The sequence below is a fragment of the Vagococcus xieshaowenii genome (assembly GCF_004792515.1).
Classification (GTDB): domain Bacteria; phylum Bacillota; class Bacilli; order Lactobacillales; family Vagococcaceae; genus Vagococcus_A; species Vagococcus_A xieshaowenii.
Genome location: NZ_CP038865.1, coordinates 776,841 through 794,793, shown reverse-complemented (window position 1 = coordinate 794,793; position 17,953 = coordinate 776,841). Strand labels below are relative to the sequence as shown.

Here is a 17,953-nt window from a genome sequence, read left to right as displayed (position 1 = left end):
AATTGATTTCTAATAAAAAAGCATTGAAACCTATTTAGTTTTCAATGCTTTTTGCTTAAAATTTATTCATAATCGCTTCAACATTTTTGATCATCACAGAAATCGTGCCATCTGGATTGTTGATGAACTCAATCACTTCTTTGTCTTGATAAATATCAATTGGAACAGATAGTTCGATACCATTTGCTAATTTCAATTTTTGCTTACTAAATTTTTTCTCTAATTTAGGCACATTAGTCGGAACATCTTCATGAAAATTAGTTTTTGAAAGATATTCTTTGTATTCTTCTTTTGCTTGGTGATTATCTTCAAAAACAGCTTCAGCAATCCGTTCATTACTAATAATTCCTTCTTCTTCAATACTTTCATATATTGCCTGTTGAACGTTTGCTAAACTTTCATAAGCCTCAACATTGTATTTATCTGCTACTGATTTCACCGCTTTTTTTACAAGTTTTATATTATCAATCGCACTAGGTAACGATTGAACTTCAAATAAGCAATCACTTAAATAATTTACTCTGCGACCATCCAGTTTGTATTTTTTCTCAATGGATTGATAGTTTAACGTTTCCAGGGCAATCACAATGCCTTCATCTACTCGTTGACTCATGCTTGGTAAAATTGCTTTGTTCATGATAATATTATTGACCATTTGATCGTCCACATAATCAACAAAATGGGTATAGGCTGGCTTGTAATTAAGTTTAAACATTCCTATAAATGGTTCTTCATCATTACCTAATCCTGCCACAACTAACAAATCACCATTGCTCACTTCTTCAGCAGTTTTTAAGCCATCAAAATAAGCGTTGGCTAACGTTTGGCTCATCTCAATAAATGTTTGCTCAGTATTTCTAACACTTTGAACAATCTCATTGTCCGTTGGCAACTCTCCTGTTTTTAAATCACCTTCTAAAAACTTTGACACTAACTTATCTAAATATTGTTGAATAACAGGTTCTTTAACAGCTAACTCACCTTGAGATAATACGGTTGAACTATTTTCAAAGTCCAACATATGTAAAATAGCATTTTCTATTTTCATGAAATCTTCCTTTCCTACGTGTTTTCGACGTTAATCATCTTACCATATTTCCAAGATAAATCGCTAATAGTTAACGTAAAAAAGCCACCCATCCAAAGATGAGTGACTTCGTATGCTATATTATTCAGAAAAATCATATAAAGCAGTTGATAAGTATCGTTCGCCATTGTCTGGAACAACGACAACAACGTTATGACCTTTACCTAATCGTTTAGCTACTTGAACAGCGGCGTTAATCGCTGCGCCAGCTGAAATCCCCACTAAAATCCCTTCTTTTTGAGCCACTTCACGACCAGTTGCAATCGCGTCATCACTTGGTACAGGAATAATTTCATCATAAGCGTCTTGATCTAACACTTCAGGGATAAAACCTGCGCCAATCCCTTGAATCTTATGTGGTGAGTGAGCCCCTCCACGTAAGACTTCTGATTCTGCTGGTTCTACTGCATAGAATGTTGTTTCAGAATCATGTGCACTTAATACACGTTGAACACCTGTAATGGTACCACCTGTTCCGACCCCTGCCACAAACGCATCAATTTTTTCACCTTCAAAAGCTGCTAAAATTTCTCTACCAGTTGATTCTTCATGCTTAGCAGGATTTGCTGCGTTATTGAATTGTAATGGCATAAAGAAGCCATCTTGCGCTGCTAATTCCGTTGCTTTTGCAATTGAACCTTTCATTCCCTCAGCACCTGGTGTTAAGATTAAGTCCGCACCGTATGCTTTCATTAATTTTTGACGTTCGATACTCATTGTATCAGGCATAATAATCACTGATTTGTACCCTTTTGCTGCAGCAACCATTGCTAAGCCAACACCAGTGTTCCCACTTGTTGGTTCTACAATGGTATCACCTGGTTTAATTAAGCCTTCCTTTTCAGCTTGTTCAATCATTCCAACTGCAATACGATCTTTCACGCTTCCACCAGGATTAAAAAATTCTAATTTCATATAAACGGTTGCATCGTTCTCATCAACTAAATGATTTAATTTCACTAAAGGTGTTTCCCCAACTAATGCTAAAATATTATCTACTTTTCTCATAATAAACCTCCTACAGTTTTGATAGCTCACTGTTCATTTTATAAGAAAGAGTCGTTTCAAGCAATTCATATGTTTTATACGTATTTACGGGGAATTCGTGTACTAATACCGCATAGCACTTCGTAGGAAATAGTCTCTAAATAATGTGCGATATCATTAGCATCAATTACTTGTCCATTGTCTTCACCCATCAGCGTAACTGTAGTGCCCGGCGAATAATATTTAGGTAATCGAATCATACACTGATCCATACAAACTCGCCCAATAATTTCACAGTAATTTCCATCAACTAACACTTTAAACCCTTGTAACTTACGGTTCCATCCATCCGCATAGCCGATTGGAAGTGTTCCTATCCATTCGTCTTCACTTGCCTGATAGGTCGCCCCGTAACTCACTTTATCTCCTACATGTAACTGTTTAACAAAGACTAACTCGGTTGTTAAACTAGCAGCGGGTTTTAATTCATATGGTAAAGATAGCACATCTCCTGATGGATTCAATCCATATAAACCTATCCCTAAACGAACTATATTAGTAGGACAGTCTTCATGCCAAATAGCAGTTGCACTATTAGCGCAATGAATATATTTAGGTTTAACTGGACTTTTTTTGACAAATTCAGTGAATGTTGCTACTTGTTCATCGAAGTAAGTTGTATCTTCTTCGTCTGCTGTTGCAAAATGCGTAAAGATTCCTTCATAAGTCAATAATGGGTGAGATTGGATAAACTGTACACTTTTAACCATGTCGTCTATTTTATTAAATCCTATGCGATGCATGCCTGTATCAATTTTTAGGTGAACCTTTAATGGTGCTTTTTGAGTATCTAAGTCATTGTTAGTTGCGACATATCTTAACCACTCTTCGTTGGCTACCGTTAGTGTCAGATCATATTGTTGGGCAAGTGGCGCCAATGTTGGGGAAACAACTCCCAGGATTAATATAGGTAATAAAATACCTGCTTCACGTAATTCAACCGCTTCATCAATATTAGAGACACAAAAGCCATTAACGCCCTGTAATAAAGCTGTTTTTGCTACTTCAATTGCGCCATGACCATATGCATCAGCTTTTATCACTGCAAAAAGTTCTTGCCCCGATTTTAATCGCTTTTGCTCCTGTGCTATATTGAATTGAATCGCTTTTTTATTTACTATCAATGTGGTCGGTCTGTTCCAACTTGTTACCATCATACAAACACCTTCAATTTCTTATTAATTTAACATTTACAAAAATTTTCCTTTTCATTTTACCATAAATATTTGTGAAACAACATTTGTTAAGACTATTAATCCATGGTAAAATAAATCCACAACATAGTGAGGAGAGAACAATGACTATCATTATTTTACTACTTGCCTATCTCTTAGGTTCGATCCCTTCAGGCGTTTGGATTGGCAAATTATTTTATCAAAAAGATATCCGTGAATACGGAAGTGGTAATACTGGAACAACCAACACATTTAGAGTGTTAGGAAAAAAAGCTGGCGTTGTCGTATTACTTGCGGATGTACTTAAAGGAACATTAGCTACTAGCTTGCCTTTATTATTCCATTCAGATTTGCCTATATTATGGGGAGGCATTGCTGCTATAATCGGGCACACATTCCCTATCTTTGCCAGATTTAAAGGCGGTAAAGCTGTCGCAACTAGTGCGGGGATGTTACTAGCATATTCACCCCTATTCTTTCTTTATGCCGTAGCTATTTTTGTGGTTTGCTTGTTTATCACGAGTATGGTTAGTTTATCTAGTATGATTGCAGCCGTTATCGTCACGCTTTCAACCATTTTATTGCCATTCATTTGGCCAACTATTTTACCCGATTTTAATTGGGTCTTAACAATTGTTGCAGCTGCCGTCAGTGCGTTTATCTTCTATCGTCACAAAGATAATATTTCAAGGATTAAAGATGGTACTGAGAACAAGGTCCCTTTTGGCTTAAACAAGAAAAAATAAACTCAATCATTCACCTCTAGTAAAGAGCGTGAATGATTGAGTTTTTTTATTTAATCACAATTTGGTAACTCGATGTAGACACTTGTGCAGCATCTAACATCTGAATCCCCATTTTTTCTGTTAGTTCACCCGAAGCATCTATTGTATCAGCAATTCCTAACCATGGTTCAATGCAAACAAACGGTGCTTCTTTAGGATAAGGACTCCAAATACCGACAAAAGGTAGTCCTTCATAAGAGACGGTTAATTGATGAGAACTTTGTTCAGAATGCAATGTAAATGTTTGCTGTCCTAAGTCAGTCATATAAACTAACGCATCACCTTTAAATACTTCTCTCAATAAAGGAATAGTAAATGTCGGTTCAACAACTTCCTTCTTGTTCATTGCAATATTTGGCCCTTGCAATGGTAAAAACAAACTTTCAGTTGAAAAATTGACAGTTAAATTATAATCCTCAAACGCCCCATCGCCATTAATCGGCACATTAAACGCTGGGTGCCCTCCAACCGAATAGTACATCTTATCGGAACCTAAATTTTCAACTCTATAAGTCGTTGTTAATTGATTACCCTCTAACCGATAAATAATTTGTAATTCAAAATCAAATGGATAATTGGCTTTTGTTTCTGCCGAACTCTTTAAAGAGAAAGTAATACGCTCCTTACTATGTTCCAACACATTAAATACTTGATCACGTGCAAATCCGTGCTGAGGCAAATGATACGTTTTCCCTTCAAATCTATAAGTATCATCCTTTAAGCGACCCACAAAAGGGAATAAGACTGGCGCTTGTCGACCCCAAAATTCAGGATCTCCTTGCCATAAAAACTCAACATCATTTTCATTCAACTTTAAACTCGTTAATTCAGCCCCTTGTGCTTTAAACGTAGCAGTGACTTGATTGTTTCTCAGAGTATACATTAGGTTGCCCTCTTTCATTTATTTTTTATAAAATAAAGCGTGATAAATCTTGATTTTGAACGATATCTCCAAGTTTTTCATTCACATATTGTTGTGTAATCATGATGTCACCCATTTGCATTTCAGCCGCTTCAAATAATAAATCTTCTAGTAATTTTTCTAAAATAGTATGTAAGCGACGCGCTCCAATATTATCTGTTTCTTCGTTTACTTTGTAGGCAATATCTGCTAGTTCTTCGATGGCTTCTTTTGAGAAAGTAACATTCACATTCTCAGTTTTTAATAAGGCCATATATTGTTTAACTAGAGCATTTTCTGGTTCGGTTAAAATACGGACAAAATCCTCTTTACTCAAGTCATCTAGTTCAACTCGAATCGGGAAACGGCCTTGCAGCTCTGGAATCAAGTCACTTGGCTTACTTAAATGAAAAGCACCTGATGCAATGAATAAGATATGATCCGTATTGATAGGACCATATTTGGTCGTCACTTGAGAACCTTCAACGATTGGTAAAATATCACGTTGAACACCTTCACGAGATACTTGACCATTGGTATCCGACTTAGAGGTAATTTTATCAAACTCATCAATAAAAATAATACCAGTATTTTCAGCAACTTTAATTGCTTCGCTATGAATATCTGCTTTATTCACAAGTTTTTCAGACTCTTCTTGAATTAAAATCTCACGCGCTTCTTTAACAGTTACCGTACGCTTCACTTTTTTCTTCGGTGTTAACGCACTTAAAGTATCCCCTAAATCAAAGCCCATTTGTTCTAAACCTGGATTTCCCATTGGCATTTGAACTTTTGGCTCTTCAATTTCAATGGTAATATCACGATTATCTAGCAAGCCTTTTTGTAACTGATCTTTCACTGTTACACGATTAGCTTTAATACTTTCGGTGACTTCTTCTTTTTCTTCTTCTGCATCATTCATACTTTGCATCGCATTCATCATTTTCATCATCATATCCATCTGGTTACGTGACTCTTTTTGTTCTTTTTTGATACCAGGGACTAATAATTTCACCAAACGGTCTTCCGCAATTTTTTTTGCTTCTGAGTAAACATCACTATATTTTTGTTCTTGAACGATGCGGATGCTTGCTTCAACTAAATCGCGAACCATTGACTCAACGTCACGTCCAACATAACCTACTTCTGTAAATTTAGTCGCCTCAACTTTAACAAACGGTGCATTAACTGTCTTAGCTAATCGTCTAGCAATTTCTGTTTTACCAACACCTGTTGGGCCAATCATTAAAATGTTTTTTGGTGTTACTTCTCTTTGCATTTCTTCATCTAATTGCATACGACGGTATCTATTTCTTAAAGCAATTGCCACTGATTTTTTGGCATTTTGTTGCCCAATAATATATTGATCTAATTCTGATACAATTTGTCTTGGTGTTCTATTCATATTTCCCATTATCATCAGTCCTTTACAGCTCTTCTACAATAATATTGTGGTTGGTATAAACGCAGATATCGCCTGCTACGTTTAGAGCCGCACGGGCTATATCCGCTGCAGTTAAATCCTCTCGACCATCTCGTTTTAAGGCACGGGCAGCAGATAACGCATAATTGCCACCTGAACCAATCGCAATAATTCCATCATCTGGTGTAATAACTTCACCTGTTCCAGAAACCATTAGCATTTCTTTGTCATTCATTACAATTAATAATGCTTCTAACTTCTGCATCATTTTATCACTACGCCATTCCATCGCTAATTCGACGGCTGCTCGGGTTAAATTTCCTTTAAATTCATGTAACTTTGCTTCAAATTTATTTTCTAAGTTAAAGGCATCCGCAACACTACCTGCGAACCCTACAACGACTTGATCGTTATATATTTTACGTACTTTTTTAGCAGTACCCTTCATGACAACTGATTCTCCCATTGTCACTTGGCCATCGCCGGCCATGGCAAATTTTCCATTTTTTTCTACCGCACAAATGGTTGTACTATGAAATGTTGTTAATCCCATTTTTTACTATCTCCTTTGATATTATCGCTCACTCACTAAGCACGTGGGTGAAAATTACGATAACTCTTTTGTAAATTTTCTTTCGTCACATGCGTATAAATTTGTGTAGAAGATAAACTCACGTGACCTAATAATTCTTGAACGGTTCTCATATCCGCTCCATTATTTAAAAGGTGTGTTGCAAATGTATGTCGAAGCATATGTGGATGAATATCCGTTGTTAAAGAACTTTTTTTAATTAGTTGTTTTAAGATATATTCAATACCTTTAGAGGTGATTGGGTCACCGTAATGATTGACAAATAACACGTCATGCGATTTACCATATTTGCTCATCAAGGGATTGCGAGCGTTCTCAATATAATCAGTTAGCGCATCTGAAGCGTATGAACCAAATGGAACATAACGTTCTTTATTACCTTTACCTCTCACTAATATAACACCTAAGTTGAAATCCAAATCGCTCATCAAGGCTCCTGAGCATTCACTCACACGGATACCCGTCCCATACATTAATTCTAAAATAGCAAGATTACGATAATCAAGCGGTGTATCACCTTTAGCCGTTTCGAACAATGCATCCATCTCTTTTTCAAATAAAAACCGTGGCAACCGTAATTGACCTTTTTTCATCTGTACATAGGAAAAAGGATTCTCAGTGAGTTGCTCTTGTTGTAATAAAAAATGATAAAACGAACGCAAACTTGAAATCTTACGACTAATAGACGTTCGACTATAATTCTTATCATAAAGATACGATAAATAGACTCGGACATCTTGTGGGGTTACGCTAAAAAAATCAGCATCTCCAGTTTCTTCCAAAAAATTCATATAGTCAGTAATATCATCATGATAAGCTTTTCTAGTGTGCTCCGAAAAATGTTTTTCTATTACTAAATACGTCAAAAAACTCTCTAACCATGTTTCTTTCATCTACATTACCACCCTTACTTGTTAACCTTATCATAAGAATTTTTACCTGACAATCCGACTTGCGTATTAATTAATAAAATATTAAAAAAAATATTTAGTAATCAATCAGAAAAGACCTACGATTTCTCGTAGGTCTGATTACCGATTATTAAATTTTTTCGATAATTGCTAAAGCCCTTTCTGCAATTGCAGTGTAACGTTCTTTTTTATCACGAATTCGTTCATCTAAAGGCGCAATAATACCAAAGTTAACATTCATTGGTTGGAAATGTTTGCCTTCAGCATGCGTAATATAATATGCCATAGCACCGATAGCTGTTTCACGAGGTAAAATAATAGGAGCTTCTTCTTTGATTAATTTAGCAGCGTTAATTCCTGCTAACAAACCACTGGCCGCACTTTCAACATAGCCTTCAACACCCGTCATTTGACCAGCAAAGAATAAGTTTTCACGTTCACGTGTTTGGTAAGTTGGTTGCATAATCTTTGGTGAGTTCATAAACGTATTACGGTGCATCACACCATAACGAACGATTTCAGCATTTTCTAAACCTGGAATCATTTGGATAATACGCTTTTGTTCGCCCCATTTCAAATGTGTTTGGAAACCAACCATATTAAATAGTGACCCTGCTGCGTTATCTTGACGTAGTTGTACCACCGCATAAGGTCGTTTACCTGTCTTAGGATCTTCTAGACCAACAGGCTTCATTGGTCCAAATAGCATCGTTTTTTCTCCACGTTCAGCCATCACTTCAATTGGCATACAGCCTTCAAAGACTTTCATATCTTCAAAACTATTTAGTGGAGCCGCTTCTGCTGAGACTAAGGCTTCACGAAAAGCATAAAACTCTTCTTTGTTCATTGGACAGTTTAAGTACGCTGCTTCACCTTTATCATAGCGTGATTTCAAGTATACTTTGTCCATATTGATAGATGATTTCTCAATGATAGGTGCCGCCGCATCATAAAAATATAAACCTTCAGATTTAGTAAATGCCGCAATATCTGCTGCTAATGTATCAGAAGTTAGTGGACCTGTTGCTACAATGGTCACACCATCTTCTGGTATGTGTTGTACTTCTTCATCAAATACAGTGATATTCGGATGATTTCTAATTTTATCTGTAATATAGTCAGCGAACAAATGACGATCTACCGCCAAAGCACCACCCGCTGGAACCTCCGTTGCATCAGCTGCTTGCATAATTAATGAATCGAAATGGCGCATCTCTTCTTTTAACAAGCCAACTGCATTGGTAATACTGCGACCACGCAATGAGTTTGAACACACCAATTCTGCAAATTTATCTGTTGATTGCGCAGGTGTTCTTTTTTCTTTTTTCATTTCATATAAATGCACTTTGACACCAGCTTGCGCAACTTGCCAAGCGGCTTCACTACCGGCTAAACCGGCACCAATTATTTTAACAACGGGTTCCATACTTCACCTCTAATTTTATTTTTGAATTTCTTCTTTATAGTCACAATGACTACAGATGACTTGTTTGCCACCTTTTACTTTTTTCTCAACTAAGAAATGATTACATTTTGGACAATCTCTTGGAATTGGTTTATCCCAAGAAGTAAATTCACATTCAGGGTATCGACTACATCCATAAAAAATACGATTTTTCTTCGTCTTACGTTCAATAACTTCGCCTTCATGGCAGGTTGGACACTTCATCCCAATTTCTTTAACAATTGCTAATGTATGACGACACTCAGGAAAATTACTACAAGCATAGAATTTACCAAAACGGCCTAGTTTTATGACCATTGGTGAGCCACATAATTCGCAATCAAAACCAGCTGGTTCATCCTTGATTTGTACCTTCTCCATTCCAACTTCTGCTTTATCCAGTTCTACCTTAAATGGCTTGTAAAATCTATCAATAACATCTACCCATTTTTCTTTTGCTAAGGCAATATTATCTAGCTCTGTTTCCATTTCAGCTGTAAATTTCATATTAACAATTTGGGGGAAGAACTCGACTGTTAACTCATTAACGATTTCGCCTAATTCTGTTGGTTCAAATCTCTTTTGGACCAACTTCACATAATAGCGACGTTGGATGGTTTCTAATGTCGGCGCGTAAGTTGAGGGGCGTCCTACACCGTTTTCTTCTAGCGTTTTAACTAAAGTTGCCTCAGTATATCTTGCAGGTGGTTGAGTAAAATGTTGCTTCGGTTCAATATCAACCGATTTAACCATTTCTCCTACAGACAAATCAGGCAAGATATTTTCTTTTTCTTCTTTGCCATCATCTTTACCTTCAATATAAACTTTCATGAATCCAGGGAATTTCACTTTAGAGCCATTAGCGACAAAAATGACTCCGTTTTGTGTCAAACTAACGCGCATTGTATCTAAAACGGCAGGCGTCATTAAACTAGCCACTGTACGAGACCAAATTAAGCTGTACAACTTCATTTGATCTTTGTCTAAATATTTAGCTAATGATTCAGGTGTTCTAAAAATACTAGATGGTCTAATCGCTTCATGGGCATCTTGAGAACCAGATTTCTTCTTACCATCAGCCTTCATCCCAACAGAGTATTCCTCGCCATAGGTTTCTGTAATATATTTAGCTGCCTCTGTCTTTGCTGTATCAGACAAACGAGTTGAATCCGTACGCATATATGTAATTAACCCGACAGTACCTTCTTTACCTATAGCAATTCCTTCATAAAGCTGTTGCGCGACCATCATCGTCTTACGTGTTCTAAAGTTAATTTTTCTTGCAGCTTCTTGTTGTAAACTACTTGTTGTAAATGGTTTAGCCGGATTACGTTTTCGTTCTTTTTTAATAATATCCGTTACTTCAAATTGATCATTGTCTATCTTTTTAAGAACATCTTGCACTTCATCTGTATTTTTTAATGCCATTTTTTTGTCATCAATCCCATAAAAGGCTGCTTTAAATTTCTTACGTCCTTTTAAGAAATTACCTGTGATAGACCAATATTCTTCTGGAATAAACGCTTTAATTTCATTTTCACGATCAATGATCATTTTAAGTGTAACCGATTGAACACGTCCCGCACTTAGACCTTTTTTTACTTTTTTCCATAATAATGGACTTATAGAATAACCAACAATTCTATCTAAAATACGTCGAGCTTGTTGCGCATCGACTAAATCTAGATTAATTTTTCTTGGTTCTTTAAATGCTGCTTTAACCGCGTCTTTGGTAATTTCATTAAATACTACACGATTATCATCATTTAAATCCAAATCTAACAAATGAGCCAAATGCCACGCAATGGCTTCCCCTTCTCTATCCGGGTCACTTGCGAGATAAACTTTTTGGGCTTTTTTTGCTTGTTTTTTTAATTCTTTAATAATTGGGCCTTTACCTCTAATTGAGATATATTCTGGCTCATAATCATGTTCAAAATCTATGGCCATTCGGCTTTTTGGTAAATCTCTTAAATGACCGACACTTGCGACCACTTTATAATTTTTTCCTAAATACTTTTCTATAGTCTTTGCTTTTGCAGGTGATTCTACAATCACCAAATATTTAAATACCATGCCGACTAACCACCTTTATTTAACGATTCTACTTTTAAATCGTATCATATATTATTATTTCGTCAAACGTTTGTCAACATTATCTAGTCGAAATTGTTTAATTTCTTCTATTATATGGTTGGCAGATGTCACAAGTTTTGCACCATTTTGGATCAATTCATGACAACCTTCCGAATTAGACGCATCAATTGGTCCTGGAACTGCAAATACTTCTCGATTATTGTCTAAAGCTTGTTGTGCTGTAATGAGTGAACCACTTCGTTGCTTGGCTTCTATCACACAAACACCATGTGATAGACCTGCAATGATTCGATTGCGCATAGGGAATTGATGTTTCTTTGGTAAAGTCCCTTCCTTATATTCGGATAAAACTAAGTGACTAGTGGACAACTTCTCAAAGAGTTCTGCATTTTCTTTAGGATAAATTTTATCTAAACCATGTGCAACAACCGCGATAGTTTGACCTTGAGCTGCTATTGCTTCTTGATGTGCAAATGTATCAATACCTTTAGCTAGTCCACTTACGATAGTATACTGTTGCTTAATTAAATCCGCAACTATTTTATTAGTTAGCTTTTTACCATAGGACGTTGCTTCACGTGTACCAACTACTGCTAAAGTGGCATTTCTCAATAGTTTTTTATCCCCTTTATAAAATAAACCAACAGGCGGATTGTATGTTTCTAATAATAACATCGGATAATCTTCATCCATAATAGTTAGAAATTCGGTACGATAAAACGCTTCTAATAATTCATCCTGATGATTCCAAATCATCTTAACACTTTGTTCAAATAGTGGTTGATAACGTGTTGAAACGCCTGCTATCCTCATTAAGTCAGTTGCAGCATAATTTTTAATTGTTTCTCCGTTTAATATAATATGATTGAGCAATTTTAGTAGCCCTTTATTACCAATACCATGTAAATGTTTTAATAAAAATAATTCAAAACGTTGATTAGTCATAAAAAAAGCCTCCCTTTCACTAATTATATTAGTGATTAAGAGTGGCTTTCATTTTTTAAATCATATCTTTAATAGGTGCAAAGGTACGTCTATGGATAGGTGTAATGCCTAATGTATTTAGCCCTTCTAAATGCTTAGCTGTTCCATAGCCTGCATTATCAGCAAATCCATAACCTGGGTATTGTTGATCATATTTGCTCATCAATTGATCCCTTGTTTCTTTTGCCACTATACTTGCTGCAGCAATTGAAATACTTTTAGTATCTCCTTTAATGATAGATTCTTGTGGAAGAGCAATAGTCGGTAGCTTCATCGCATCTAACAATAAATAATCTGGCGTTGGCTTAAGTTGTTGAATCGCTTTAATCATCGCTACTTTTGTTGCTTCATAGATATTAATTCGATCAATTTCTTCTGGTGAAACAATCCCAATCCCAATTGCCAACGCTTGTGCCTTAATCTTATCTAACAAAATTTCACGCTTTGCATGACTTAATTGTTTAGAATCATTAATACCTACTAAATCTACTTCTTCTGGTAAAATAACCGCTGCAGCTACCACGGGACCAGCTAACGGCCCACGGCCCACTTCATCAATTCCCGCAATTAACTGATATTGATGATGCCTAGCCTCACGCTCATATGTCTGCATATATTCAAACAATTCTTGGGCTTTTTTCTCTTTTTCAATACGACGATCATATTGAGCCAATAATGTTTGTACGCCTTTTCTTTCATCTAAACGTAAGTCTGCAATGACTTGGTTTGATGTCTCACGATCAAGCAAAAGCGTTTTTACTTCTTTAATCGTTAGTGTCAAGCTGTTCTTCCTCCCATGTTTCCACACGATCTAAGGTATAGCGTCCCACTTGACCTGTACGAATTTCTTGGATCAACATTTCGCTAGCACGTTCATAATCATCTCTAAAGCCTCGTTTTTTAGCAATCAACATCAATTGATCGACATTATTTAGCGCATAATCATCTTCTGAAAAGGCATAACGCTTACCTAATGATTCACGGTAATAATCATTAAAAAATTGAATAGCATATAATGCAATATCATCTAGATGAAGTAAATTATCTTTAATCGCACCTGTTAAAGCAAGTTTTCTCCCTATTTCTGGATCCTCAAATTTAGGCCATAAAATACCTGGTGTATCTAATAACTCTAGCTCATTACCAACTTTCAACCATTGTTGGCCTTTAGTTACACCCGGCTTATTTCCAGTTTTTGCGATATTTTTCTTAACTAAACGATTCATCAATGTAGATTTTCCAACATTAGGTATACCAATAATCATTGCACGGATGGGTTGTTCTTTAATCCCTTTTGCTTTTTGACGTTCACGTTTTTCTTTTAATGCTTCTTGGGCAGCAGGAACGATTTGTTTAACGCCTCTTCCTTCTTGAGAGTTTAATTTTAATGTTGAATATCCTTGCTTTTCAAAATGTTGTTGCCATTTTTGTGTTTGAATAGGGTCCGCTAAGTCAGCTTTATTTAATAACATTAAGCGCGGTTTATGTTGTACAATTTCATCTAACATAGGATTACGACTTGAAATAGGTAGACGAGCGTCCACTAGTTCAAAGACAATATCGACATATTTCAACTTTTCTGTTACTTCTCTTCTAGCTTTGGCCATATGACCAGGGAACCACTGTATTACTTTCATAAAAAACTTCCTTTTCTACAATAATTTTATATCTTTCAATGGGTAGTATATCATTCGTGCTCGACCAATAATTTGATCAGCTGTTACTTCACCAAATGATCGGCTATCCTTACTCACACGACGATTATCACCAAGGACAAAATATCCATCTTCTGACAAATTGTCTTTTCCTAAAATTTCTTTACTATCAAAATTTGTCGTGTAGTGATTGGCTAAATGGTTTAATTTCACCTCATCTAGATAAGGCTCAGCTACTTTTTTATTATTGATCAATAACTCATCATTATAATAAGCCACATGTTCCCCAGGTAGACCAATAACTCTTTTAACCATTACTGTTCCGTCGCTTGCTCTAAACAAAATAATATCAAAGCGTTCAATATTCGAAAATTTCTCATAAATTATATGATCTTCTTGATGAAGGGTTTTTTCCATCGAATTGCCTTCTATAGTCATCGGAATAAAAATAAAACCTCTTACTATTAGAACAACAAAAGCTGCGAATACGGTAATTTTCAGCCAATAAATCAATCTTTCTAGAAAATCATTATTCATTACGGCCACTCTTTTCTTCTAGGATTTACTTAACTCATTTATCGCTTCAGTTAATTGATTATCATTTTCTTTAATAAAAGCATATAAGACTTCTTCAATTTTAGTAGCTGTCTCTTTATTAACTATACCATTCACTTCAATCTTGTGTTCTTTTTGGAAACTTATTACAGCTTCTGTCGTTTGTTCACTAAATTTATCACTTGTTTTATCCACACTGTAACCTAAAGCATCCAGCATAATATTTAGTGATTTAACGCTTTCTCCAGATGAACCTAATTGCATGGAATTAGTTTTATCCATTACCTTCACTGAATAATAATCAGGTGTTTTTATCTCAATCGTAGGTTTCAATCCTTTTTTATTAATCCAATTTGCATCAGGCGTTAGCCATTTATTAACGGTTAACTTTAATTCAGTATCTTCAGTTAACGGCTGAACCGTTTGCATCGTGCCTTTACCAAATGTCTTAGTTCCCATAATTTCGCCACGTTTATTTTCTTTTATTGCTGCTGCAAATATTTCCGATGCACTCGCACTATTCTCATTGACTAATACGACAATAGGTTCATTAATTTTTTGACCCTTATCTAGTGATTTACCGGCTTTGACTTTTTCTTTGTTACCTTGACTATCTTCTACTTGGAAAATGATTTCACCGTCTTTTAAGAACGCACTAGACATACTAGAAACTTCTTGTAAGCTACCACCTGGGTTATCTCTTAAATCAATGACAAATTGCTTGGCACCTTCTTTTCTCATCTTTTCAATAGATGTAAAGAAATCTTGCGCTGTATTACCATTAAACGTGGTGACTCTAATAACAGCTATATTCTTATTATCTTTCGCAAGTTCTGGATAAACGGATTGAATAGGAATCACATCTCTGGTTAAAGTGACGTCCATTAATTCTCCCTCACGTTCAATTGTCAATGTAACGTTTGTTCCTTTTTTTCCACGAATTTTACTCACAACATCGGTTAACGTTTCGCCTTCAATTTCTTTTCCATCAACTTTTATTATTTTATCATTTACTTTTAATCCTTCTTTTTCGGCAGGCGAACCTGGTATGGGTGGTTCAACAATAAAAGGTAAGTTGTTGGCATAAGACATCGTTGCACCAATACCTTCAAATTCTCCATCAATAGTTTCATCAAGCGAGTCTTTTGACAAACCTGTCAAAAAATTAGAATAAGGATCACCTATTGCATCAGTCATTCCCGTTAATGCGCCATTGATTAATGTTGTATCGTCAATCTCACCTACATAATTTTGTTTAATAAAATCAAAAACATTCTCTACCTGTGAAAATTTCTCGTGTGTTACCGTATTACTAGACGTACTAGTCAATAATTTTTGGCCGTCTAAAATTAAATAACTACCACCAAGGGCTACCCCTGCTGAAAGAAGTGCAGTCATTATTATATGTTTATATGAAAATTTTTTATTAGAATCCATTACTATCACGTTCCTCTACTAAGTTCCTAAGCTTTAGTTTAACACGCATAAGCTTAAAAAAAAAGAATAGAAACTATTCAGTTTCTATTCTTTAATGTCTAACTATTAGAATATATTATCCTAAGAAAACGTCGCCTGCTTTAGGATCAACAGAGATTAATTTTCCTGCTTCGATTGATGAAGTTGCTCCAGCAGCTCCAACAATAACAGGAATACCTTTAGCAATTGCTACTACAGCTGCATGAGATGTTAAGCCGCCTTCTTCTACTACTAAAGCACTAGCTAAATCGATTGCTGGCATGTAATCTTTATCAGTTGTTTTCACAACTAAAATGCTGCCTTCAGTCATTTTTTCTGTTGCTTCTTCAGCAGTTGTTGCTACTACAGCATGAGCAGATACTGGTTTGTCACCAATTCCTTGTCCAGAAACTAATTTAGAACCAATTAAATGAATTTTCATTAAGTTAGTTGTTCCACGTTCACCTACTGGAACACCAGCAGTAATAATAACTAAATCGCCTTCTTTAGCAAAACCTAAGTCTTGAACTAATTCAGCTGAACGAGCAAACATATCATCTGTTGATTCAGGTTTTTCAGCTACTTCTGGGAATACACCCCAAGTTAAAGCTAAACTACGTGCTTTTCTTTCATCGAAAGTCATTGCTACGATATGAGATTTTGGACGATATTTAGAAATCATTTTAGCAGTGTAGCCAGATTCTGTTGCTGCAACAATTGTTTTGATTCCTAAGTTACGTGCTGTATGTCCTACTGATTGACCGATTGCTTCAGTTGTATCAGTTTGGCTAAAACGTTTCAATGCAAATACATCTTGATCAACTAATGCGTCTTCTGTACGTAATGCAATACGCGCCATTGTTGTAACAGCTTCTACTGGATAATCACCGGCAGCTGTTTCACCAGATAACATGATTGCGTCAGTACCATCGTAGATAGCATTGGCAACGTCACTTGCTTCAGCACGTGTTGGACGTGGATTATGTTGCATAGAATCTAACATTTGAGTCGCTGTAATAACTGTTTTACCTACAGCGTTACATTTTTTGATTAATTCTTTTTGTACAACTGGTACTTCTTCTGTTGGGATTTCTACGCCTAAGTCACCACGAGCAACCATTAAACCAGCTGAAACTTGTAAGATGCTGTCGATATTATCAACACCTTCTTGGTTTTCGATTTTAGAAATAATTTGAATATGTGTTGCATCGTTTTCTTCTAAAATTTTAGTAATTTCTAATACATCGCTTGGACGACGAACGAAACTTGCTGCGATAAAATCAACATCTTGTTCGATACCAAAACGGATATCAGATGCATCTTTTTCTGTAATACCAGGTAAATTAATTGAAGCACCTGGCACATTAACACCTTTTTTATTTTTTAATGTACCGTCATTTGAGATGCGCGTAACGATTTCTCCATTAGCATGATCCAATTCCATTACTTCTAGATCAACTAAACCGTCATCTAAAAGAATATGTCCACCAACCTCAACATCGTTGATTAATTCTGGATAAGTAACTGAAAAACGCTCAGCATTTCCTAAAACTTCTTCCATAGAAATACGGATAGTTTCGCCAGTAAGTAATTCTACTGCACCGTTTTCCATGTTATTTGTACGAATTTCAGGTCCTTTTGTATCTAAAAGAATCGCGATGCGTTTTCCTGTAATTTTTGCTGCTTCACGAATGTTTTTAATACGGTTCCCGTGTTCTTCGTAATCACCATGTGAGAAGTTCAAACGACAAACGTCCATCCCAGCGTTAATTAATTCTACAAGTGTTTCAACTGTTTCACTAGCAGGCCCAATCGTACATACAATCTTAGTTTTTTTCATGT

Annotated in this window: 16 protein-coding genes; 1 reads left to right on the top strand and 15 read right to left on the bottom strand. The window is 35.8% G+C overall.

What is annotated here, in order from left to right; genetic code table 11:
- Nucleotides 1-55 precede the first annotated feature (55 nt).
- The 3 genes from E4Z98_RS03860 to alr form a co-directional block, all read right to left on the bottom strand.
- Nucleotides 56-1,048 carry a nucleoid-associated protein gene (locus tag E4Z98_RS03860; RefSeq protein WP_135253635.1) on the bottom strand — a complete coding sequence of 331 codons (993 nt, stop codon included), beginning with the start codon at nt 1,046-1,048 and terminating at the stop codon, nt 56-58.
- Nucleotides 1,049-1,168: 120 nt separating this feature from the next.
- Nucleotides 1,169-2,095: a cysteine synthase A gene (gene cysK / locus E4Z98_RS03855; RefSeq protein ID WP_135253636.1), complete on the bottom strand. Its 927-nt coding sequence runs from the start codon at nt 2,093-2,095 to the stop codon at nt 1,169-1,171.
- 74 nt (nt 2,096-2,169) lie between these two features.
- Complete coding sequence (gene alr, locus E4Z98_RS03850) at nt 2,170-3,288, bottom strand: alanine racemase (RefSeq protein WP_135253763.1); 1,119 nt, start codon at nt 3,286-3,288, stop codon at nt 2,170-2,172.
- Nucleotides 3,289-3,431: 143 nt separating this feature from the next.
- On the opposite strand from alr, the gene plsY reads away from it, so the two are divergent.
- Nucleotides 3,432-4,055: a glycerol-3-phosphate 1-O-acyltransferase PlsY gene (gene plsY / locus E4Z98_RS03845; RefSeq protein WP_135253637.1), complete on the top strand. Its 624-nt coding sequence runs from the start codon at nt 3,432-3,434 to the stop codon at nt 4,053-4,055.
- Nucleotides 4,056-4,101: 46 nt separating this feature from the next.
- Here plsY and E4Z98_RS03840 read toward each other — a convergent pair whose 3' ends face one another.
- The 12 genes from E4Z98_RS03840 to pyk all read right to left on the bottom strand — a co-directional run bounded on the left by E4Z98_RS03840 (nt 4,102) and on the right by pyk (nt 17,951).
- The gene (locus E4Z98_RS03840; RefSeq protein WP_135253638.1) at nt 4,102-4,977 is read right to left on the bottom strand and encodes an aldose 1-epimerase family protein; all 876 of its coding nucleotides are present in this window, start codon (nt 4,975-4,977) and stop codon (nt 4,102-4,104) included.
- A 25-nt stretch (nt 4,978-5,002) separates the two neighbouring features.
- Nucleotides 5,003-6,409, bottom strand: coding sequence for an ATP-dependent protease ATPase subunit HslU (gene hslU, locus E4Z98_RS03835; RefSeq protein ID WP_135253639.1), 1,407 nt, complete (start codon nt 6,407-6,409; stop codon nt 5,003-5,005).
- 13 nt (nt 6,410-6,422) lie between these two features.
- Complete coding sequence (gene hslV, locus E4Z98_RS03830; protein WP_135253640.1) at nt 6,423-6,971, bottom strand: ATP-dependent protease subunit HslV; 549 nt, start codon at nt 6,969-6,971, stop codon at nt 6,423-6,425.
- Nucleotides 6,972-7,006: 35 nt separating this feature from the next.
- Nucleotides 7,007-7,903 (bottom strand): tyrosine recombinase XerC, encoded by an 897-nt coding sequence (xerC, locus tag E4Z98_RS03825; RefSeq protein WP_135253641.1) that lies wholly within the window; start codon nt 7,901-7,903, stop codon nt 7,007-7,009.
- Nucleotides 7,904-8,051: 148 nt separating this feature from the next.
- A complete protein-coding gene (gene trmFO / locus E4Z98_RS03820) occupies nt 8,052-9,347 on the bottom strand; it encodes a methylenetetrahydrofolate--tRNA-(uracil(54)-C(5))-methyltransferase (FADH(2)-oxidizing) TrmFO (RefSeq protein WP_135253642.1) in 1,296 nt (431 codons plus the stop codon).
- 15 nt (nt 9,348-9,362) lie between these two features.
- A complete protein-coding gene (gene topA / locus E4Z98_RS03815) occupies nt 9,363-11,441 on the bottom strand; it encodes a type I DNA topoisomerase (protein WP_135253643.1) in 2,079 nt (692 codons plus the stop codon).
- Between the two features lie 54 nt (nt 11,442-11,495).
- Nucleotides 11,496-12,407, bottom strand: coding sequence for a DNA-processing protein DprA (gene dprA / locus E4Z98_RS03810; protein ID WP_135253644.1), 912 nt, complete (start codon nt 12,405-12,407; stop codon nt 11,496-11,498).
- Between the two features lie 55 nt (nt 12,408-12,462).
- Nucleotides 12,463-13,227: a ribonuclease HII gene (locus E4Z98_RS03805; RefSeq protein ID WP_135253645.1), complete on the bottom strand. Its 765-nt coding sequence runs from the start codon at nt 13,225-13,227 to the stop codon at nt 12,463-12,465.
- Nucleotides 13,211-14,083 (bottom strand): ribosome biogenesis GTPase YlqF, encoded by an 873-nt coding sequence (gene ylqF, locus E4Z98_RS03800; RefSeq protein WP_135253646.1) that lies wholly within the window; start codon nt 14,081-14,083, stop codon nt 13,211-13,213. Before ylqF ends, E4Z98_RS03805 begins: the two co-directional genes overlap by 17 nt.
- 15 nt (nt 14,084-14,098) lie before the next feature.
- The gene (lepB, locus tag E4Z98_RS03795; RefSeq protein WP_135253647.1) at nt 14,099-14,638 is read right to left on the bottom strand and encodes a signal peptidase I; all 540 of its coding nucleotides are present in this window, start codon (nt 14,636-14,638) and stop codon (nt 14,099-14,101) included.
- 18 nt (nt 14,639-14,656) lie between these two features.
- Nucleotides 14,657-16,093 (bottom strand): S41 family peptidase, encoded by a 1,437-nt coding sequence (locus E4Z98_RS03790; protein ID WP_135253648.1) that lies wholly within the window; start codon nt 16,091-16,093, stop codon nt 14,657-14,659.
- Between the two features lie 115 nt (nt 16,094-16,208).
- Nucleotides 16,209-17,951, bottom strand: a complete 1,743-nt coding sequence (gene pyk, locus E4Z98_RS03785) for a pyruvate kinase (RefSeq protein WP_135253649.1) — start codon at nt 17,949-17,951, stop codon at nt 16,209-16,211.
- Between the last annotated feature and the right edge of the window lie 2 nt (nt 17,952-17,953).